The organism is Micromonospora sp. NPDC023633 (genome assembly GCF_040640035.1).
Lineage (GTDB): Bacteria > Actinomycetota > Actinomycetes > Mycobacteriales > Micromonosporaceae > Micromonospora.
The window spans coordinates 1-18,154 of sequence record NZ_JBFABB010000131.1; the positions used below are offsets into that span (position 1 = coordinate 1).

At 73.3% G+C, this 18,154-nt stretch carries 26 protein-coding genes and 1 tRNA gene; 15 read left to right on the plus strand and 12 right to left on the minus strand.

Annotation, left to right across the window (positions count from 1 at the left end; all coding sequences use genetic code 11):
* Nucleotides 1-493, plus strand: a 493-nt coding sequence (locus tag AB0G13_RS28915) for a flavin reductase family protein (protein WP_357880872.1), incomplete at its 5' end; no start/stop codon positions are given.
* Between the two features lie 122 nt (nt 494-615).
* Here AB0G13_RS28915 and AB0G13_RS28920 read toward each other — a convergent pair.
* The 3 genes from AB0G13_RS28920 to AB0G13_RS28930 are packed head-to-tail and all read right to left on the minus strand — an operon-like array spanning nt 616 to nt 2,493.
* Nucleotides 616-1,128 carry a GNAT family N-acetyltransferase gene (locus AB0G13_RS28920; protein ID WP_357880876.1) on the minus strand — a complete coding sequence of 171 codons (513 nt, stop codon included), beginning with the start codon at nt 1,126-1,128 and terminating at the stop codon, nt 616-618.
* Nucleotides 1,128-1,583 carry an Rrf2 family transcriptional regulator gene (locus AB0G13_RS28925; protein WP_357880879.1) on the minus strand — a complete coding sequence of 152 codons (456 nt, stop codon included), beginning with the start codon at nt 1,581-1,583 and terminating at the stop codon, nt 1,128-1,130. Before AB0G13_RS28925 ends, AB0G13_RS28920 begins: the two co-directional genes overlap by 1 nt.
* A gap of 7 nt (nt 1,584-1,590) precedes the next feature.
* Nucleotides 1,591-2,493, minus strand: a complete 903-nt coding sequence (locus tag AB0G13_RS28930; RefSeq protein ID WP_357880882.1) for an AraC family transcriptional regulator — start codon at nt 2,491-2,493, stop codon at nt 1,591-1,593.
* Between the two features lie 231 nt (nt 2,494-2,724).
* Here AB0G13_RS28930 and AB0G13_RS28935 point away from each other — a divergent pair, with 231 nt between their 5' ends.
* Nucleotides 2,725-3,501, plus strand: coding sequence for a glucose 1-dehydrogenase (locus AB0G13_RS28935; protein ID WP_357880885.1), 777 nt, complete (start codon nt 2,725-2,727; stop codon nt 3,499-3,501).
* A 100-nt stretch (nt 3,502-3,601) separates the two neighbouring features.
* Here the strand turns inward: AB0G13_RS28935 and AB0G13_RS28940 are convergent, their stop codons facing one another.
* Nucleotides 3,602-4,033 carry an SsgA family sporulation/cell division regulator gene (locus AB0G13_RS28940; protein ID WP_067311359.1) on the minus strand — a complete coding sequence of 144 codons (432 nt, stop codon included), beginning with the start codon at nt 4,031-4,033 and terminating at the stop codon, nt 3,602-3,604.
* 273 nt (nt 4,034-4,306) lie between these two features.
* Here AB0G13_RS28940 and AB0G13_RS28945 point away from each other — a divergent pair, with 273 nt between their 5' ends.
* Both AB0G13_RS28945 and AB0G13_RS28950 read left to right on the plus strand, forming a co-directional pair.
* Nucleotides 4,307-4,882, plus strand: coding sequence for a TIGR02611 family protein (locus tag AB0G13_RS28945; RefSeq protein ID WP_357880888.1), 576 nt, complete (start codon nt 4,307-4,309; stop codon nt 4,880-4,882).
* Nucleotides 4,883-4,986: 104 nt separating this feature from the next.
* Nucleotides 4,987-5,058, plus strand: a tRNA-Val gene (locus AB0G13_RS28950).
* A 73-nt stretch (nt 5,059-5,131) separates the two neighbouring features.
* Here AB0G13_RS28950 and AB0G13_RS28955 read toward each other — a convergent pair.
* Nucleotides 5,132-5,809, minus strand: a complete 678-nt coding sequence (locus AB0G13_RS28955) for a hypothetical protein (protein ID WP_357880891.1) — start codon at nt 5,807-5,809, stop codon at nt 5,132-5,134.
* 93 nt (nt 5,810-5,902) lie between these two features.
* Entirely contained in the window at nt 5,903-6,322 is a 420-nt protein-coding gene (locus AB0G13_RS28960) for a winged helix-turn-helix domain-containing protein (RefSeq protein ID WP_357880894.1), read from the minus strand.
* A 122-nt stretch (nt 6,323-6,444) separates the two neighbouring features.
* Between AB0G13_RS28960 and AB0G13_RS28965 the strand changes: the two genes are divergently transcribed.
* The 10 genes from AB0G13_RS28965 (at nt 6,445) to AB0G13_RS29010 (ending at nt 12,159) form a co-directional block, all read left to right on the plus strand.
* On the plus strand, nt 6,445-6,627 hold the full coding sequence (locus AB0G13_RS28965) for a hypothetical protein (protein ID WP_357880897.1): 183 nt from the start codon (nt 6,445-6,447) through the stop codon (nt 6,625-6,627).
* A 72-nt stretch (nt 6,628-6,699) separates the two neighbouring features.
* A complete protein-coding gene (locus tag AB0G13_RS28970; protein WP_357880900.1) occupies nt 6,700-7,908 on the plus strand; it encodes a helix-turn-helix domain-containing protein in 1,209 nt (402 codons plus the stop codon).
* A 148-nt stretch (nt 7,909-8,056) separates the two neighbouring features.
* Nucleotides 8,057-8,236 carry a hypothetical protein gene (locus tag AB0G13_RS28975; protein ID WP_357880903.1) on the plus strand — a complete coding sequence of 60 codons (180 nt, stop codon included), beginning with the start codon at nt 8,057-8,059 and terminating at the stop codon, nt 8,234-8,236.
* Nucleotides 8,233-8,499 carry a hypothetical protein gene (locus AB0G13_RS28980; RefSeq protein WP_357880906.1) on the plus strand — a complete coding sequence of 89 codons (267 nt, stop codon included), beginning with the start codon at nt 8,233-8,235 and terminating at the stop codon, nt 8,497-8,499. Before AB0G13_RS28975 ends, AB0G13_RS28980 begins: the two co-directional genes overlap by 4 nt.
* The gene (locus tag AB0G13_RS28985) at nt 8,496-8,657 is read left to right on the plus strand and encodes a hypothetical protein (protein ID WP_357880909.1); all 162 of its coding nucleotides are present in this window, start codon (nt 8,496-8,498) and stop codon (nt 8,655-8,657) included. Before AB0G13_RS28980 ends, AB0G13_RS28985 begins: the two co-directional genes overlap by 4 nt.
* Nucleotides 8,658-8,935: 278 nt before the next feature.
* Complete coding sequence (locus AB0G13_RS28990; protein WP_357880912.1) at nt 8,936-9,454, plus strand: hypothetical protein; 519 nt, start codon at nt 8,936-8,938, stop codon at nt 9,452-9,454.
* 198 nt (nt 9,455-9,652) lie between these two features.
* Complete coding sequence (locus AB0G13_RS28995; protein WP_357880915.1) at nt 9,653-9,973, plus strand: hypothetical protein; 321 nt, start codon at nt 9,653-9,655, stop codon at nt 9,971-9,973.
* Between the two features lie 88 nt (nt 9,974-10,061).
* On the plus strand, nt 10,062-10,232 hold the full coding sequence (locus AB0G13_RS29000; RefSeq protein WP_357880918.1) for a hypothetical protein: 171 nt from the start codon (nt 10,062-10,064) through the stop codon (nt 10,230-10,232).
* A complete protein-coding gene (locus AB0G13_RS29005; protein WP_357880921.1) occupies nt 10,229-10,789 on the plus strand; it encodes a helix-turn-helix domain-containing protein in 561 nt (186 codons plus the stop codon). Before AB0G13_RS29000 ends, AB0G13_RS29005 begins: the two co-directional genes overlap by 4 nt.
* Nucleotides 10,786-12,159, plus strand: coding sequence for a hypothetical protein (locus AB0G13_RS29010; protein ID WP_357880924.1), 1,374 nt, complete (start codon nt 10,786-10,788; stop codon nt 12,157-12,159). Before AB0G13_RS29005 ends, AB0G13_RS29010 begins: the two co-directional genes overlap by 4 nt.
* Nucleotides 12,160-12,431: 272 nt before the next feature.
* Here AB0G13_RS29010 and AB0G13_RS29015 read toward each other — a convergent pair whose 3' ends face one another.
* Nucleotides 12,432-12,695 (minus strand): hypothetical protein, encoded by a 264-nt coding sequence (locus AB0G13_RS29015; protein WP_357880927.1) that lies wholly within the window; start codon nt 12,693-12,695, stop codon nt 12,432-12,434.
* Between the two features lie 27 nt (nt 12,696-12,722).
* Between AB0G13_RS29015 and AB0G13_RS29020 the strand changes: the two genes are divergently transcribed.
* Nucleotides 12,723-12,926 carry a hypothetical protein gene (locus AB0G13_RS29020; protein ID WP_357880930.1) on the plus strand — a complete coding sequence of 68 codons (204 nt, stop codon included), beginning with the start codon at nt 12,723-12,725 and terminating at the stop codon, nt 12,924-12,926.
* A 580-nt stretch (nt 12,927-13,506) separates the two neighbouring features.
* On the opposite strand, the gene AB0G13_RS29025 is transcribed toward AB0G13_RS29020, so the two are convergent.
* From AB0G13_RS29025 to AB0G13_RS29045, 5 genes are all read right to left on the minus strand, one after another.
* Nucleotides 13,507-13,854: a hypothetical protein gene (locus AB0G13_RS29025; RefSeq protein ID WP_357880933.1), complete on the minus strand. Its 348-nt coding sequence runs from the start codon at nt 13,852-13,854 to the stop codon at nt 13,507-13,509.
* 24 nt (nt 13,855-13,878) lie between these two features.
* A complete protein-coding gene (locus AB0G13_RS29030; RefSeq protein ID WP_357880936.1) occupies nt 13,879-14,763 on the minus strand; it encodes a hypothetical protein in 885 nt (294 codons plus the stop codon).
* Complete coding sequence (locus tag AB0G13_RS29035; RefSeq protein WP_357880938.1) at nt 14,760-15,020, minus strand: hypothetical protein; 261 nt, start codon at nt 15,018-15,020, stop codon at nt 14,760-14,762. Before AB0G13_RS29035 ends, AB0G13_RS29030 begins: the two co-directional genes overlap by 4 nt.
* A 21-nt stretch (nt 15,021-15,041) precedes the next feature.
* The gene (locus AB0G13_RS29040; protein WP_357880940.1) at nt 15,042-15,557 is read right to left on the minus strand and encodes a hypothetical protein; all 516 of its coding nucleotides are present in this window, start codon (nt 15,555-15,557) and stop codon (nt 15,042-15,044) included.
* A gap of 17 nt (nt 15,558-15,574) precedes the next feature.
* Nucleotides 15,575-18,154: hypothetical protein (locus AB0G13_RS29045; protein WP_357880943.1), on the minus strand; the 2,580-nt coding region annotated here is incomplete at its 5' end.

Genomic DNA, 18,154 nt, shown 5'->3' on the forward strand with positions numbered 1-18,154 from the left:
GACCGTCGCCCCGGCCGCCGGCGCCCCGGCCGCCGGCGCCCCGGCCGCCGGTGGGCCGGCCCACCCGGACGGTTCCGGCGAGCCCGTCCGGGCCGGCTTCACCGCGACCTCGTTCACCTCGGTCTCGCTGGACCCGCCGCTCGTCTCGTTCTGCCTCGGGACCGCCTCGTCGAGCTGGCCCGTGTTCGCCCGGGCCGAGCACGTCGCCGTGCACCTGCTCGGCGCCCACCAGCGGGAGGCCGCCCGGGTCTTCGCCACCGGCGGGATCGACCGGTTCGCCGCCTATCCGCACTGGGCGCCGGGGCCGTTCGGCGTGCCGCTGCTGTCCGGGGTGCTGGCCCGGCTGCTCTGCCGGGTCGCGCACCGGGTGCCGGCCGGCGACCACACCCTCTTCGTGGCCGAGCCGCTCGCGCTCGGCGGCGGCGAGGACGGGGACCCGCTGGTCCACCACCGGGGCGGCTACACCACGACGGGTACGCCGGCGCGGGCGTGACCGGCTCGGTCACTCCGGACGGCGGGAACGCCGTCGGCGCGGGCTGTGGGCGTCGGGCCCGCCGACCGGCGGCGTCGTGCCTCGGCGGTCGGTCCCGCCGCCGCCGACCGGGCGGGGCGGTGTCAGGCGGGGGCGCGGTCGACGACGAGCACGCGGGAGACGCTGCCGTCGTCCTCGGCGATGTCGCGCTCGTGGACGAAGCCGAGCTTGCCCAGCAGCGCCAGCGAGGCGTGGTTGGCGTCGGCGACCGTCGCGTACACGCGGGGCAGGCCGAGGGTGTCGAAGCCGTAGCGGACCAGAGCCCGGGCCAGCTCGGTGCCGAGGCCATCGCCCCAGGCCGCCTTCGCCAGCGCGTAGATGATCTCGTGGCCGTCGACCTGCTCCGTCCGCTTGATCTCGGCGTGCCCGACGTACCGGCCGTCGCGGCGGACCGCCCAGACGTCGAAGAGGTCGTTCGCGTAGACCTTCGTGAACACCCGCCCGAAGAGGGCGCCGGCCTCCTCGGCGCTGAGCGGGCCGTCGCCCATGAACCGGCCCACCTCGGGGTCGGTGAGCAGGGCGATGGAGTCCTCGGCGTCGTCCGGCCGGTAGGGCTCCAGCAGCAGGCGTTCGGTGTGCAGGACGGGGGTGGGCATCAGCGCGGCTCCCAGGCGTCGGGCAGGGCGGTCAACCTACGCACGTGGGCGGGGAGCCGGCCACTGACTATCTCCGCGAGGCTCACCTCGTCAACCACCCGGCGCACGGCGGCCCGCACCGCGACCCAGAGCCCCGGCAGGTTCTCCGCCGCGCCCTCGTAGCTGGTCTCCTCCGGACGCAGCCCGCGGACCCCGGCCAGCGGGCCCTCCACCGCGCGCAGCACCGCGCCGACGGTCACCTCGCGCGGCGGGCGGGCCAGCGTGTAGCCACCCTCGGCGCCGCGCTGCGCCCGGACGATGCCGGCCCGCCGCAGGTCGGCCAGGACCGCCTCCAGGAACTTGCGCGGCATGTCCTGCTCCGTGGCGATGGCCTGGGTGGACAACAGCCGGGGGTACGCGGTGGCGAGGCTCAGGGCCGCCCGTACCGCGTAGTCGCCGCGCGCGGAGATCTGCACCCCGACATCATGCCCCGCGCGGGCGACCGGCCGCGTCGGCGGGCGGGCGGGGCCGGACGACCGGCCCGGGTACCGGCTGCTCACGGGCCGCGCGGAACGCGCCCGGGCTCACCCCGACCTCGCGGGTGAAGAACCGGCCGAAGTTCGTCGGCTCGGAGAAGCCCAGCCGCCGGCCGATCCGGGCGATCGGCTCGTCGGTGGCCGCCAGGAGGCGGCTCGCCTGAAGCGCCACCCGCTCGTCGACCACCTGCTTGGCGCTGCGCCCGGTCACCGCCAGGCAGGCCCGGGTGAGCGTACGCACCGAGCAGCCCAGCCGGGCGGCGTAGTCCTCGACGCGGCGGGTGTGCTGGTAGCCGCGTTCGACCTCGCGGCAGAGCCGGTGGAAGGTGGCGGCCTCCGCCCGGGTCGCCGGGTGGGCGCGTTCGGGCAGCAGCGACAGCCGCAGCAGCAGCACGGCGAGCTGGTGGCGCAGCAGTCCACGCGCGGCGGCCAGCCCCCGGTGCCGCTGGCAGTCCACCGCCAGCTGGCTCACCTCGTTGATCACCGCGTCCTCGTCCTCGCCGGCGAGCTGGAGCCAGGCCGGCACGGCGTCCGGGTCGACGTCGAGCCCGCGCAGCGCCGCCGGGTCCCAGCGCACCACCGTCGCGTCGAGCTGCGGGCCGGCGCAGCGCAGCACCTGGCCGGCGCGCACCCGCAGCAGCGTGCCGGGCCGGCAGGGCAGGGCGCGGAAATCCAGCTCGGCGGTGCCGTGTCCGCCCGTGGTCAGCACGAGCAGGTCCTTCTCCAGCAGCACCGGGCGCCGCCAGCGCGGCTCGGAGGCGAGGTCACCGAGGGCCACCGTGTCGATCTCGGCGGGGGCGGTCGCCGGGTTGCCGGGCGGAACGGGGGAGAGCTGACCGGAAGAGACCATCGCCTGCGACGGTAGCCCGGGGCGACGATCAACGCATCCCGGGAACGCGGCGCAGGTCGCGCGGGCTGGGGCGGGCGGGTGTCGGGCAGGCTGGCGGGGGTTGTCGAGGTCTTCGGGGGCGGGCTATGTTACCGAGCGGTAGCGCCGTCCGGTCGAGGCACGGCCGGAGCCGGTCCGCGCCGGTCGGCCGCCCCGCCCCGGCGGCCCCGGCCGACTCGCGATGGGATGGGCATGACGGATCTGTTCTCGGTCGAAGGCAAGACGGTCCTGGTCACCGGCGGCTCGCGGGGGATCGGCCTGATGATCGCCCAGGGCTTCGTCCGGGCCGGCGCGCACGTGATCATCTCGTCCCGCAAGGCGGACGTCTGCGAGGCCGTGGCCAAGGAACTCTCCGCCGAGGGGCACTGCGAGGCCATCCCCGCCGACCTCGGCCACGACGCCGGCGCCGAGGGCCTGGCCGCCGCCGTCCGGGAGCGGTTCGACCGGCTCGACGTGCTGGTCAACAACGCGGGCGCGACCTGGGGCGCGCCGCTGGAGTCGTACCCGGAGAGCGCGTTCGACAAGCTCTGGGCCGTCAACGTCAAGGCCGTCTTCCGGCTCACCACCGCGCTGCTGCCCGCGCTGCGCGCGTCGGCCAGCGCCGACGACCCGGCCCGCGTCATCAACATCGGCTCCATCGACGGCATCCGGGTGCCGATGATGGAGGTGTACGCGTACTCGGCGACCAAGGCTGCCGTGCACATGCTCACCCGCAGCCTGGCCCACCAGCTCGCCGGCGAGCAGATCACCGTCAACGCGATCGCGCCGGGGCCGTTCGAGAGCAAGATGATGGCGTTCGCGCTGGACGACCCCGCGTCCCGGGCCGCCATCGAGGGGCAGGTGCCACTGGGCCGGATCGGTCGGCCGGAGGACATGGCCGGCACCGCGATCTACCTGTCGTCGCGCGCCGGGGCGTACCTCACCGGCGCGGTGATCCCGGTCGACGGCGGCATCACCACCCACGGCTGAGCCCGGCGAGGGGCGGGAGGCGGTGCGCGTACCCCCTGGTGGGCTGGGGCCGCGCGGACTCGGCAGATCCGCGCGGCCCTCGGCCGGTGTGGCCGGTGGTTCAGCGACCGGCGAGCAGCCGGCTCACCGCGGTGTCGACGTCCAGGTGCTCGGCCTCGCGGCCGCGCGGGACGACGACGTAGGTCCGGCGCAGGAAGCGCACCAGGACGCTGCGCGGCACCTCGAACAGGGCGTTGCCGTCGGGCGACGACAGCGCCAGCGCGACGAAGTCCCCGCGCGGGGTGGCCCAGGGCCAGACCCGCACGTCGCCGATGCCGGCCGGCTCGTCGAGGCCCGTGACCAGCAGCTCCCGGGCGAACGACCAGCTGACCGCCTCGCCGCCGGCGGATTCAGCATGGAACAGGACATGGACCGCATACGGATCAGCAGGGTCGTAACGCAGACTGGCACGCACCGGCAAGGCGGTGGCGTCAGGTGCGACGAGCCTTAGCGACGTCTCGACCTCTACGGTCGTCGGTCGGATGACACTCATGGACGATCTCCCCCCGGCACCGCTGCGGAACGCGCGTGTCCCGCTTTTCCCATACTCAGGTGCTACTCCTGGCTACGCTCCGCCATACGCTGACTTCACCCAGTGGTGGGAAGGGGGTCGGAAAGGCCGCGTGAATGTGAAGATTCATGTAGGATTTCCGGTTCTGCCCAGTGCGTGATCCCGCCCGGCATCGGGTGGTTCAGTCGTCGACTTACTCCGGTAACGTCCAGTCGGCCGTTGCAGTGACGGGCGCGAGCCACACTGGGGGAGGAAATGGTTACGAAACGATCCTCAGTGGATCCGAAGGCGGTGCCGGGCCCGCCGAACGTCGCGGCCCGGGCAGCTGAACAGCGGGGGTACGGAGTGCCGATGGAGCAGCACGACCGGCCCGGTCGGGCGGCGTCCGACCGGAGTGGCGCGGGCGGGACGGCGCTGGCCGAGCGGCGGCAGCGACCGCGCTGGCGGCAGCGGCTGGGCACGACCCTCGACCTGATCCGCGCCAACCCGACCGGACGGGTCACCCTCAAGATCTTCATCGCCATCGCAGGCGCCCTCGTCGTCAGCATCGGCATCGCCCTCATCCCGCTGCCCGGGCCGGGCTGGCTGCTGGTGATCGCCGGCCTCGGCATCTGGGCCGTCGAGTTCCACTGGGCCCGCCGGCTGCTCGGCTTCACCCGCCGGCACGTGCACAACTGGACCCAGTGGGTGAAGGACCGCTCACTGGCCGTGCGCTTCCTGCTCGGCTCCGTCGGGCTGGTCTTCGTCGGCTCGGTGGTCTGGCTGTCGCTGAAGTTCAGCTTCGGCATCGACGTGGTGGCCGAGGCGCTGCACTACCTGGCGACGCACTGACCCGGGCTGACCTGGGGCTTCGCCGGGACGGCCGACTGCCGCGCGGCACGCGGACCCCGGATTTCCGGTCCGGTCCCTCGATCAGGTAGAGTCATCGGCGCTGAGGGCGATTAGCTCAGCGGGAGAGCGCTTCGTTCACACCGAAGAGGTCACTGGTTCGATCCCAGTATCGCCCACAATGAATATAGGCAGTTGAGAGGCCGGTTGGAGTGATCTCCAGCCGGCCTCTCTGCTACCCCTCGACAGAGATCATGAGTCACCCGTGAGTCGCCGCGTTCGCTGCGTCGGCAGCGGCGTGATGCCGAGATCCGCCAGCCGCGCCTTGATCGCGATGTCGAAGCCCTCCTCCAGACCCTCCTCGCGGCCCTCCTTTCGGCCCTCCTCGCGGGCCCGCTGCAGGGCTGGGCCGGACGGGTCGGTGCTGTCGTCCACACTGGCCGGCTGGATGCCGACCGAGTGGTCGTGGTGAGCCTGCGACATGTACGTGCGGCCCACCGCCGGACGGCATGTCAGCGCCGGGTGGGGCCGAGTGGAGGCGAGGCGTTCGGCCAGGCGCTCCATCGCGGCGGTCAGCTGCGCCATCTGGGTGGACAGCTCACGCTGCTGCTGGGCGAGTTCGCGTTGCTGTCGGCCAAGGTCGCGCAGCTGCCGTCCAAGGTGGCGCCGGTTGTGGGCCTCCGTCGAGTGCGCGATCCATCCGCAGCCACCCCCGATAGACAGCACGGCCAGGATCGCGTAGACGCCGACGTTGGCGTGAAGATGCGTGTAGTGGTCGACGGCCAGTGTGGCCACCAGCAGGATGCCGCTTGCTGCCCCGGCTAGTAGGTAGAGGTGGGCCGCGCAAAGACGGATCTCGACGTCAGGCGGCTTGGTCTCGATGGTCCCCCTTGCAATTCCCATCGATGGATTTTGCAGGGTGCCACGCATGGTGAGGCAACGATCACGAGGATTCTTACAGATGGCGCAACATACATGATCTAGCCGTAACGTTTGTACGGCCGTCGGCGATTCGTGCCCGATCTACTCTGGTTGCGCTGGTCGGATGACGACGCGGTACCGGTCGGCCGAGTACAAGTCCTGCAGCCCGTCTTCGTGCGTGACGATCAGCAGCGGCACGCCCTCCGGTACGGCGTACTCGTCGCGTTCACGAGGCGTCGGATTCCTGGACCACACCTGATCGCCCGGGTCTACCTCGACCAGTTCCTGCTCAAGGTGCTCCCGCACGACCACACCGTAGCCCCGCACCGCGTGCGCCAGGCCCTCATCGCGCAGTTGCTGCACGGCCGCCCTGGCTGTCTTCGTCGCAACCCCGTACGTCTGCGACAGGGTCGCCTCCGACGGTAGGCGGGCGCCTGGTCCGAGCTGCCCGGACGTGATCTGGGCGCGGAGGATCTCGGCCAGCTCGGCGTAGCCGACCGCGTCCCGCCCCGGGTAGATCACGCCCGCAGGCTAGAGCGGACGTCACATGTGACGGGTGGGCTACCTGGGTAGCCCAATATCGAGGGGTGCGCCTCGGCCCGTAGCGCGTTACGGTGCCAGCTCAGGCCGGACCGGGGGTGCCCATGCCGAGTGTCGAGCGAGAGCGCAGGATCCACGACGCTAACCGGAAGGCGCGCCGCGACCTGCGGAAACACCGGCCGACACGGACGCGCTACCCGAGGTGGATCAACCTCACCGCCGGGGCGCTGGTGGCCTCGATCGTCGCCTCGATCGTCGCCGCCGCGATCGAACAGGCGCTGCGCTAGTCCCGTGCATCGGCGGTCGTCAGCGCGTACCGTCGGGGTACACGATGTACCCCCGACCCGGCGAGGTGCCCCATGGTCGACCAGCAGCCCACCCCCGGACAGCGCGTCGAACGGCTCCGCCGCGCCGCCGGCCTCTCCCGCGAGCAGCTCGCCGGCCTCACCGGCCTGAGCCCCACCACCGTCAAGTTCGTCGAGAAGGGCCGCCGCAGCCTGACGCTCACGGTCGCCCAGAAGGTGGCGCCGCACCTCGGCGTGCATGACCTCGCCGACCTCTTCGGACCGGCCGTCACGCTGTCGCTCGACGGCCGCCCCAGCCACCCCGCCGTCGACGACGTCCGCAAGGCCCTGACCGCCTGGCACATCACCATCGGCGGCGAACCCGAGCGCCCCGACTACCTGCGCGGCGCCGTCGACTCCGCCTGGCAGACCTGGCACACCAGCCGGCATCAGCGCACCGAGGCCGGCCTGGTCCTGCCCGGCCTGCTCGACGCCACCCAGCGCGCCGCCCGCCTGCACACCGGCGACGATCGGCGGACGAGCCTCGCTCTGCTCGCCCAGGCCTACCACCTCGCCCAGGCCTACCTCGCCTGGCACGGCGACCGGGAGCTGTGCTGGCTGACCGTCGACCGCGGCATGGCCGCTGCCCTCGACGCCGACGACCCGCTCGCCATCGCACAGTCCATCTGGTACGCCGCGCACCTGCTTCGCGCGGTCGGCCGCGGCGACGAGGCCCTCGATCGGCTCCGCGAGGCGCGCGGCCTCATCGAGCCGCACGTCGCCGACGGTGGCACCGAGTGGGCGGAGATGCTCGCCGACCTGCACCTGTGCTCCGCGCTGACGCGGGCCCGCACCGGCGACCAGGGCGCCTGGTCCGATTGGGACGCCGCCCGGCAGGTCGTCGAGCGGGCGCTCCCGGCCGGCTACGTGGGGCTGCGCACCCGGGTGTCTCGGCCGCTCGTCGACGTGTACGCGGTGATGTGCGCCGTCGACCTCGGCGACCCGGACGAGGCGCAGCGCCGCGCCCACGCCCTGGACCCCGGGAGCATTCCGTCGACGGAGCGGCAGGGCCGGCACTTCGTCGAGCTGGCCCGGTCGGCCGACCTCGAGGGCGCCCGCGAGGCGACGCTGCACCTGCTGACGCGGGCGGAGGCGATCTCGCCGGAGACGGTGCGGTACTCGCCGGCGGCACAGGACATGGCGTCCCGGCTCGCGCGGGAGGCGCCGGCGTCGGTCCGGGCCGAGGCGGTCGACCTGGCGCGCCGGGTGTCGGGCACCGAGTAGGTACACCCCGTAACCGGGTACGTCGCGTACCCCCTGCCACCGCTGTGACTGCTTAGCGTGATGTCACGGTGGCGGCAGGGAGTCGCGCGGCGTACGACGTAGCTGTTCGCCCTGCCACCCCGCCGACTGGCGAGGGAGGGCGAACCCCTTGGACATCATCATCGGCGCGCTGCGACGGCTCACCGGCCGGCCAGCCCCTCAGGCACCGACGCAGCCGAGCACCGGCGAACTCGAGCAGGCCCGCGAACAGGCCGCGGCCCGCGCTCGACTGCTCGACCTCGCCCGCCGGCGGCAGGCCGAGTACCGCTACGAACGGCCGGGCCGGTGACCGCCCGGACCATGCCGGCCGCCGGCGACCGCGTGTCGGTGCGGCCCGGCGAGTGGCAGTCCAGCCCGGGCGTCGGCGGGCAGACGTACCACGACATCCGGATCGTCAGCGTGCATCAGTCGCACGACCCGGCGTACGCCTGGGTGTACGGGCACGGCATGGAGTGCAGCTGGGAGTCCGCGGACTGCGCCGCGCCGTGGTGCTTCGAGCTGCTCGTGTCCGTTGACGTCCTCGCCGCGGCGGCGGCCGGCGCCCGGCCGTGAGCGCGGTCGCCGCCCAGGCCGTCGAGCGGTGGCGGCGGACCCTCGACGAGCACCGCCAGGTCGACGGCCGGTGCCCGCGCTGCGGCACCCGCAAGCGGTGCTGGCCCTGGGCGACGGCGTTCTCCGCGCTGCTCGTCGACGAGATGGGCCGGCCGTGAGCCTCGACAACGTCACCGCGTCGCGCTGCCTCGGGTGCGCGCCGACGATCCTCAACGTCGGGCACACCTGCGGCGGCAGCCGGATCCCGACGGCCGAGGTGGGCTGGCGGTGCGTCTGCCCGATGCCGGAGTGTCGGAGGCGGCAGGCCGGCCAGTGGCCCGCCGAAACCAAGAGCAGGAGGTGACCCCGGTGCGCTGGAGCCGAGCCCCGCCGGTGCCGCCGCTAGACTGGCCCGGCCCGTGAGCTGCCAAGATCCCCGACTGATCAGGAGAGCACTGTGCAGGTATCCCAGGCCCTGGACGTGATGGAGGCACTTCTCCGCGCCGCCGAGCACCCGGACATCGTCGCCGTGGAGAGGTACGGCGCCGACGTCCAGCCGGGCGGTCAGTCCCCCGCCGGGGTCAAGGCTGTGCACGGCTCCGGGTCCGCCGCGCTGCTGTGGGGCGCTGTGCCGCCGCGTGACGCCACGCCGGTACCGCTGCCCACCGAGCCGCTGCCGCCGAAGTGGCGCGCCGCTCGCATCCTCGTGCTCGCCCACCAGCTGCTCGACGCCACGCGGCCGGATGCCTTCCGGTCGTGGGAGCTGTGCCGTCAGGCTGGCGTCGAGTCGCCGGTCGCCGCCGCGCTCCGGGTCACCGCCGCCGACGGGTCGGTGGTGTACCTGCGCGCGACCTCGGCGGCCGGCTCGATGGGCGAGCCCGAGACTGACCCTCACCCGGACTACCGCATCCCCCAGGGAGTCCAGTCATGGCACCTCAGTCTCAATGCTCCGCGTGCGGAGCCCGTGTCGGTGTAGCCCCCGGCAGTTCCTGCCCGCCGCATCAGGCGATGGGCAGCCGGGGTAGGTGCCCCGGATCCGGCCAGCCCACCTCCTAGGTCAGATCGTGGCCCCGCCTCCCGAAAGGGGCGGGGCCGCTCTGCGTCTGGCAACTGGTCGGCGGGTCACTAGGTAAGGGTGTTGTGGTTTCCAACATGACCCGCTAGTGTCCTCGACATGACGCGAACCGAGCAGGCCGCAGGCCAGCCCGACGACCTTACGGCACTGGCAGACGCCATCCGGGCCGTCGCCGACCTGCCGCCCCTCGACCGGTTCCCCGCGATCGCAGACCTCAGCGTCCGCTTCCGCAGCGTCGTCAAGGCCGAACAAGACCGAGCCGTCTACGAGGCCACCCAGGAGCACGACTACCAGCACGTCGCCGACGCGCTGAACATCGCCTACTCCAACGTCAACAACCGCGTCACCGCTCACCGGGCGCGCACCGGCGAGCCGACCCGCAGGGGCCGGCGCGTCGCACCCGGCAAGCAGGCCGGCTGAGCAGCAGTACCCCGACATGAAGTCGGGCCCGGAATCGCGGTGTTGGTAGCACCGGCCGGGCCCTTGATCAGGAAGCGAGTCCTGACCCATGGCCATTCTGGCTGACGCGCGCCCGTACGCGCACCCCACCCCCACCCGGCGCATCGTCGCCAGCTACGCCGGCACCGTCGCCGGCCTGCGCGCCGCGCTGCTCACCGGCGCCGTCCTCACCCCGGCCGCCGCCGGCACCCCGCTGAGCACTGCCGGTGGTGCCCGATGAGCCAGCCCGTCAAGGCCGCACTGCTGGCCACCCGCGACCTGCGCGGCACCGACCGCCTGGTCGTCCTCGCCATCGCCGCCCACACCAACACCGCCGGCGACGCCTGGCCGGCCGTCGCCACCATCGCCGAGTACGTCGGCGTCTCCGAGCGCACCGTGCAGCGGGCCCTCGCCCGCCTCGTCCAGGCCGGCCGGCTCGCCGTCCGCCAGGTCGCCGGGATCGTCACCCGCGTCTACCGGCTCGTCGTCGACGGGGTGTCATCCGCGATCAAGGGGGTGACATCTGGAGCGGCCGAGGTGACAGATCAGGCCCCGGGGGGTGACAGCCAGAGCGGGACCGTGTCACCCGAAGTTGAAGACCATTCGAAGATGAAGCCGCGCGCAAGCGCGCGGGACTGGCGTAGCTGGATCCCGAAGAACAAGGCGACCGTCGACCCGGTCCGGCGTGGTGCCGCCCCGCCCCCGCCGCCGGGCACCGGCCAGTGCCCCCGCCACCGCGGCTCCCTCGCCCACAACTGCGGGCCCTGCCGCTCCGAGGCGCTGGCGGGTGCCCGGTGAAGCTGATCAGCCGCCGCCAGCCCACCGCCGTCGAGATCGCCGCCGCTGCCGAGGCCGAGGACCGGCGCCGCCGGCTCGCCGCGCAGTTCGCCCGGGACCAGGCCGCCGCCGACCGCGAAGAGCAGCGCCGCGCCGCCCGCGAGGCCGCCCGCGCCGAGAAGCGCCGCCGCAAGGCGCAGGCGAAGGCGCGCGCTCGTCGACGCGCCCGCGCCCTGGCCCTGCTCGGCACCGCCCGGACCGTCGGGCCGCTGCTGCTCGTCAACGGCGCGGCCGTCGGCGGACAGCTCGCCTACGCCTACGACCAGACCCCCGCCGAGTGGAACCCGGCCGCCCGGGTCGCCGTCGCCATCGGCGTCGCCGCGGCCGCCGAGTCGGTGGCGCTCTACGTCGGCTGGCACGCCCACGACGCCCTGCTCGCCGGCGCCCGCACAACCGCGGCCCGGCTGCGGCGCGCCTCCTACGCGATCGCCGCCGTGATGGCGGTCGTCAACTACAGCCACTTCGCCGACAGTCTCACCGATCCGACCGCCCTCGCAGTGATCCTCGGCGTGCTGTCGAGCCTGAGCCCGTGGCTGTGGGGCCTGCACACCCGACGCGCCCAGCACGTCCAGCTGCTCCGCGACGAGCTGGTCGACGCGACGGGCGCCATCTTTGACCCGGCCCGCCGGCGGGCGTTCCCGATCCGCTCGCTGATGGCGCGCCGGTGGAGCATCGACCACCACGTCCGCGACCCGCGCGCCGCCTGGGAGGGCTACCGGCAGCACCGCACCGAGCGGCGCGCGGCTCGGCCGTCCGGCCGGCTCCGCGCCGCCTGGGCCGCCCTGCTCGGCCGGACCGGCCAGCCAGCCCCGGCCACCCCGGCCACCTCGGCCGCACCGGCTCAGCCGGACGAGCCGGACCGCCAGTGCACCGACCTGCTGGAGCAGATGGCCGCAGCCCGCGCCCGGATCTCCTCCGGCGCGGCCTGGGCGGTGAGGCGCTGGACTGGTCTCGCCCCGGCCACGCCGCGCCGGGCGGCCGAGCCGGCCGGCATCGACCGGCCCGCGCCAGCTCACAGCCTGGCCAGCGCGGCTGAGCCGGCAGCCCAGCCGGCCGAGCCTGAGCCGGCACCTCGGCCGGCTCAGCTCCCCATACCCGGCGTACCGGCCGACCTGGTTGAGCCGGCCGAGGTTGACCCGGCCGAGCCGGGCCGGGCGAGCCGGGGCCCGGGCCGGCCGGTCGACGGCGCTCGGCTGGCCCGCGAGTACGACCGGCTGAGCCGGGCACTGCGGCGGCCGCCGTCCGGGTCGCAGCTGGCCGAGGCGGCCGGGTGCGGCCGGTCGACGGCCAAGGAGTGGATGCGGAAGAACCGGCCGAGGGCCGCCGCGTAGAGGGGCCGGCCGGAGCATCTTCGGCCACCGGCCGGCCCTGGCCCGGCTTGGCCTTAACGGGGGGAAGGTTAGGCCGGGTTGGGTATCCACTATCGGCGAGTGCTGCTCGTGCCGCATCGGACGATCAGGCGGGAACGCGCTCCGCCCGGTCGGTGGAGCTGGTGAGCGGGCACGACGAAGCGGCCCCGCCCACCCGAAGGTGAGCGGGGCCGCTGAGGCTGGTCGGTGCTGACCGGGACGTCACCGGGGCACCGCGCGGACGATCCTACCGGTCAGGACCGACCGAGGTCCGGGCGCGCGGTGTGCCGGGCCAGGTAGCCGCCGACGAACGCGCAGACGCCGGTGACGACCAGGCCGACGAGGCCGACCAGCGGCAGCGGGACGTCCGGCGCGGCGGTGCCGTTGAACCACAGCTCGTCGATCAGCCACAGCGCGGCCGGCGTGATGACCGCCGCGCTGCCGGCGCCGCCGACGGTCGCCGCCTTCACCTTCGTCTCGATCGGGCTCGGCGCGGACGCCTCGTGAAGTTCGGACATGGGGTACCTCCTGGGTACGGTCGTTGTGTGGTGCGGATGCGACGGGTCGCCGCCGGCTGGGCGGAGATCCCGGAGGTGTGCCCGGCCGGCCACCGCGACGCGGCCGGGCAGCCGGAGACGACCCCGGCGTGGGGTGCGTGCCCGGTGTGCTGGGCCATGGGCCGGCAGTGGCGCTGCCAGCGGCCTGGGTGCGGGCAGGCGACGCAGCACCAGCACGCCTGCCAGGCCTAGTCGTCGTCGACGCAGGCGACGATCTGCCGTGTCCCCTCAGTGGTCAGGACGGTCACCGTCTCCGCGTGCGTGCCGTCCGGGCACTGCGCGCCAGCCGGGCCGGCCTCGCCCCGCGGTCCCTGCTCGCCGGGCGGTCCGGACGGGCCCGGCGGCCCCGACGGACCAGCGGGACCAGGAGCACCAGCGGAACCGTCCTTGCCCGGTGGGCCAGCTGGGCCGGGTCCACCCGGTTCACCCGGGACACCCGGCGGACCGCTTGGCCCCGGCGAGCCGTGCCGGCCGTCGACGCCATCCACGCCCGCCGGACCAGGCGGCCCCGTCGGCCCTGGCGGCCCTGCCGGCCCGACCGTCGGGTTACGGATGATGTCCTCCGCCGGCGGAGCCACCGGCTCCTGGCCGGAGTCCTGCGCCTGCTGACGCTGCTGGTCCAGCGCCGTCGCGAGCGCGGCACGCTGCGCGCGGGACACCGTCGCCTCGTGCGCGACCCACCCGACCATGACCGAGACCAGCACGGCGACCGCCCCGACAGCCAGCCCGGTGCGCGTCACGAACCGCCGGCGCGGCCCGCGATGCCCGCGGATCACACCGGCCCCCTCATGCTGAGGATGACCTGCACGATGAGCGCCAGCACCGCGCTGATCACGGCACCGACAACGAGCCGCCGGTCAGCGGCGCGACGATCAACGTCTGCCCTCGCTGCGGTCTCCCGCTTCTCCTCAGCCGTGGTGAGCGCCAGGCGCAGCGCGGCAAGGTCCCGCTCGATCGCCAGCATCCGTGCCTCCGATCCTCGCTGGTCGGACAGGTACACCTCACGCAGCACGTACGCGTCCTGGCGCCGCCGGATCTCCGACAGGTCGTCGTGGATGTCGCGCTGCATCGCGGCGATCTGCCGGGCCAACTCCGCGTTGCTGATGTCTTCGCCGGCCACCGGCGGCCTCCCCGTAATGGTGCGTCAGTCCGTGAGTCGAGCGGCCAGCTCGTCGACGACCTGCCGGGCGATGGCCGGCGGGATCGCCGCGGCGACCTTCTCCGGGGTGAGCCCCGCCAGGATCCCCGCCACGATGGCCGCTTCGTCCGCGTCGCCACTTCGGGCCGCGAGCCCCAGCAGGAGCGCCAGCGGCGAACCGGGCTGGGGGGTGGTGAAGGCGTTGGTGCCGACCGGGGACACCAGCCAGTCACGCAGGTTGGAGAGGTCCGCCAGGACGTGGCCGACCGTGCGCTTGTCGTATGCGGTCTTCCGGGTGAGCAGTTCGGACTGCTCCATGTCGGGCTCCTTCACAGGGGTAGGGGCGGGCTGAGGGGGGTCCACAATCAGGCCGATGGACCGGAGGTAGCGGCGGAACAGCGGCGTCTGGTCCCGGCCGGCCTTGATCGAGTCGCGGAAGAAGCTGAAGTGGGTGTGCCACCGGTGAGAGCTGTCGCCAGTCGAGCGGCGGCCGAGGCGGTCCCACCGCTTGACGGTCCGGCCGTCGGGCGACCAGATGATCTCCCGAATGTCCCGGGTGTCCGCGGCGCCGGCCTTGCATTGCCCGACGCACCAGGCCGAGAAGTGGGCCAGGTCGTACGCCCGGCCGTCGACGGTCACCTTGAACTCGCCGACGTCCAGGGCGCAGGCCAGGTCGGTCAGGGCGCGGTCACGCGGGGACTCGCTGATGGAGTAGCCCGACGACCGCTGGTGCGGCTTGCCCAGGTGGTAGCTGTCGCCCTGGTCCTGGTGGGCGGTGTCACCGACGATGCCGACCTCGGCGGGCTGAAGGTCGTCCGTGCCCGGCGCGTCGTCCAGGTGGTCGAGCAGCAGGCGGCGGACGGCCAGCAAGTTGCTGGGCGCCCGGGTCACGGCGTCGGCTCCGACGGGACCACCGGAGCCGGGTCGGGCAGCACGTACCACGCCTGCTCCAACGCCGCCCGGTCCGGGTACACCGTCCCGTAGCAGCACCAGTCTGTGGGGGTCACCGTCACCGGCCGCCCCCACGGATTCCGCAGGATCAGGTTGCCGTCCACCTCCTCGTACTCGTACGAGGACATCGCGGCAGCGACCTCCGCCGCGTTGGTGCCGTCGTACTGGAGCGCGGAAACTTTCTGCGTCACGAACACCGATGTGTCCTCTCGATCGGGCTACAGCGTGCGCCGCAGCATCAGGGTGGAGCCCGCTTTGCAGACTGCGGACGTGCCCGCCCCGACGGCGCCCTGGGCGAACTGCAGCTGCAGCTTGCCGGCGGTCGGGCCGACGATCAGGGTTCCTTTGACCAGGGCGAGCAGCTGGTTGCCGACGCCGCCGCCGCCCGCGACGAAGAAGTCGCCGGGCGTCGGGTTGCCGAACGCGAACGGGGCGAGGTCTCCAGTGTTGGAGCCGGCGGACGCGATCAGCTGCATCACGCCCCAGGGGAAGAACGACCCCGACGGCCAGCTGAAGTTGTATTTGAAGTCGTTCGCCACCGGGGCCTCGTAGATGATTTTGGCCTCGACGTCGTACTCAGCTCCGGCCAGCACGTCCACGACGAGCGCCGTGTCGCCGACCAGCGTCGTCGAGTTGGTGACGCTCTGGTCCAGTGTCTTGCGTGCCCACACCGGCACCAGTCGGGCGAGCAGGTCGGGGGTGATCGGCGTGCCGGGCGGAAAGTCGATGGGCACAGGTTCCCTCCATCAGGTCATAGAGCGACGATTGCGGGCTGCCACACGTCCACCTCGGTGCCGGCCGACCACGGCCGCTGGACGCCGTTGACGCCCCGGGCCGACAGGGTCACTCGCTGCGGGGTGATCACTGCGAAGTCGTCGGTGGCGTATACGAACGGCAGCGTGTTGGTGTTGCCGGCGTCCAGCGTGGTGCGCAGCCCCACCCGGGTGCCGGTGAGCGGGTTGGGGTCGACGTAGGTCACGTCCCAGCCGGCCGGCTCCGGTGACGTGGCGGGCCACAGTCGCGCCCGGATCGTCGCCCCAGAGACGTCCAGCGTGATCGAGTACATGACGTCGACCGCAGCGGTGTACGGCACCACCACCGACGCCACGGTCGACTCGACACCTGCGGCCCGGCGGCGGATCGAGCAGGTCATCTGCCCGCCGACGATCCAGCCGATGCGAGCCGAATAGTAGGAGGCGTCCGTGGTGAACGCACCCACCACATATGCGGTGAGGGCCGTGCCGATCGCCAGCTGCGGCACCGACCACGACGCCCGCACCCGATGGTCCGTGACCCCGGTGTCGATGGTCGCGATCCGGCCGCTGCTGACCGCAGTGTGCGTGAACGTGGCGCGAGCCCCGTCGACGGCGAACGCCGACAACGTGCCCAGCAGCGCCCACGCCTGCCCGGTGTCCAGCGTCCCCAACCCGGACGACACGGTGCGGCCGAAGGTGTCCTGGGCGCTTGGACCGATTGCGCTCGCGGTGACCTGCTCCCCGCCCAACCTGACGCCGAGCGGCATGTGGTCCGGGTTCTGCGTCCACGGGCCGCTCTCCGGGGTGGAGGCGAGCATCAGCGACATGCCCGAGGCGGGCAGTTCGGCGGCGAGTGTGGACCCGCTGGCGGCCACCCGGGCATCCCCGCTGACCTCAGCCACCTGCCACGGCGCGTTCGGCGTCAGGTTCAGCTGCACCGTCCACGAGAACTTGTCGATCGTCTCGCTGTAGCCCTCGATCTGCTGGTCGATCAGACCTGCCGCTACCTGCGGCGGCGCGTCGGCGATGGTGAGCCGCGACCCGATGTCGCAGGCCAGCCAGGCGTCGATCAGCGGCTCAACCTGCGCAGCCCGCAGGTTGAGGCTGGCCAGCGGGTGACGCAGCGCGTCCACGGTCCCCAGGTGCACACGCCACGCGGCATGGTCGAGCAGCCTGGCGTCCCCGTCCAGGCTGACCGTCGCGGATCCCTCGTACCGGCCGTGCTCGGCGGCGTGCTCCTCGTCCGAGTAGCGGGCCGACGACCCGCCCGTCCTCGTGACGGTCATGTCGTTGCGGGTGGCCTGGTCGTCGTCCACCGGCGTGAACGGCGACGAGAGCTGCTCATACTGCAGCGCCCAGGCGACGGGCGGGTTGTACCGGGCCACCCGGGGCAGGTACGCCAGCCGGCCGTCGAGGGCCTCGTACAGCAGCCCACCGTCGGTGGCCTCCACCTCCCGCAGCAACGCCATCAGGTCGCCGGCGGCCTGCGGCCCCATCAGCGTGCCGGCCGTCCCCACCGGCACGCACGGGACGGACGCCTCGCCGCACAGCCGCTCGAACCTCGCGCCCGCGTCCTCGCCGCTGTACCCGGCCGCCGCCCACGACGAGTCGGGCGGCTGAACGAACGCGTTCTGCGCCCACGCGTGGGCGAAGCTGGTGCCGTCCACCCCAGCCGACCACAGGGTCACGTCGGTGATCCGACCCAGACCACCCGCAGGGCTGAACCCCGGCGACGTCACCGCGCTCAGCGTCCGCGAGCCAGCACCGTGGAACCGCAGCGTGACCACCGCGGACGCGGCCGGCTGCCACACCGCCAACGACACACCTACCCACCCGGTGGATGGGTTCGCGTCCGCAGTCCACGACCGGAACACGGTGTCCACCTGTGTTCCCGCCGGGTTGTAGGCGGTCACCCGCAGACCACTGCTGGACGCCCGCACTACCAGCCGGGACAGGGCAGCACCGTCGAACACCACCGTGGCCAGATCCGCCTCCGCCGACAGCGACGGCGAACGGACGTAGAACAGGGCACTCGACACCGGAGGGTTGACGCTGACCCGGGGCACCAGCGGCACCGTCATCCGGATCCACCCGCCAGACGTCGACAGCCGAGCCACAGCCGACGCGCCCGGAAGGCCATCCGCCGACGCCCCGAACTCGACGTCCGCACCCGTCGCTGGCCCCTGCGCGCGGACCTGCCCCGCCGGCCGGTCGGCGCCCGCCCCGTCCTCCAGCGGCAGGTAGGCATCAGGGCCCTGACCGGTCAGCATTCGGTTCAGGGGGCTGCGGACCGACACGCCCTGGTTAAGGCGCCGCAGGATCCCCGACGCCGTCACGTCCACCTCGTACGTATTGACCGCGTCCGACGATGCCAGCCGCGGCTTCCGGTCGTCCACGTACCCCGTGTGTCGGGTCACCCAGCCCACCGAGCCCAGCACCTGCACCCGTAGCGGGCAGCCCTTCCGCCAGCCCGGCCAGCGCGTGCTGGCCCGGTTGTACGGCAGCCACTCCCCGGTCGGATCCTTCAGCGTCAGCTCGGACCGGGACGGCTGGGCGGTGCCCGATTCGCTGCTGCG

Coding starts and splice junctions, on each gene's coding strand:
- AB0G13_RS28920 (WP_357880876.1), bottom strand. CDS start 1,128: ATGCCCACCCCCGTCCTGCACACCGAACGCCTGCTGCTGGAGCCCTAC.
- AB0G13_RS28930 (WP_357880882.1), bottom strand. CDS start 2,493: ATGGTCTCTTCCGGTCAGCTCTCCCCCGTTCCGCCCGGCAACCCGGCG.
- AB0G13_RS28935 (WP_357880885.1), top strand. CDS start 2,725: ATGACGGATCTGTTCTCGGTCGAAGGCAAGACGGTCCTGGTCACCGGC.
- AB0G13_RS28940 (WP_067311359.1), bottom strand. CDS start 4,033: ATGAGTGTCATCCGACCGACGACCGTAGAGGTCGAGACGTCGCTAAGG.
- AB0G13_RS28945 (WP_357880888.1), top strand. CDS start 4,307: ATGGTTACGAAACGATCCTCAGTGGATCCGAAGGCGGTGCCGGGCCCG.
- AB0G13_RS28955 (WP_357880891.1), bottom strand. CDS start 5,809: ATGCGTGGCACCCTGCAAAATCCATCGATGGGAATTGCAAGGGGGACC.
- AB0G13_RS28965 (WP_357880897.1), top strand. CDS start 6,445: ATGCCGAGTGTCGAGCGAGAGCGCAGGATCCACGACGCTAACCGGAAG.
- AB0G13_RS28970 (WP_357880900.1), top strand. CDS start 6,700: ATGGTCGACCAGCAGCCCACCCCCGGACAGCGCGTCGAACGGCTCCGC.
- AB0G13_RS28995 (WP_357880915.1), top strand. CDS start 9,653: ATGACGCGAACCGAGCAGGCCGCAGGCCAGCCCGACGACCTTACGGCA.
- AB0G13_RS29000 (WP_357880918.1), top strand. CDS start 10,062: ATGGCCATTCTGGCTGACGCGCGCCCGTACGCGCACCCCACCCCCACC.
- AB0G13_RS29005 (WP_357880921.1), top strand. CDS start 10,229: ATGAGCCAGCCCGTCAAGGCCGCACTGCTGGCCACCCGCGACCTGCGC.
- AB0G13_RS29015 (WP_357880927.1), bottom strand. CDS start 12,695: ATGTCCGAACTTCACGAGGCGTCCGCGCCGAGCCCGATCGAGACGAAG.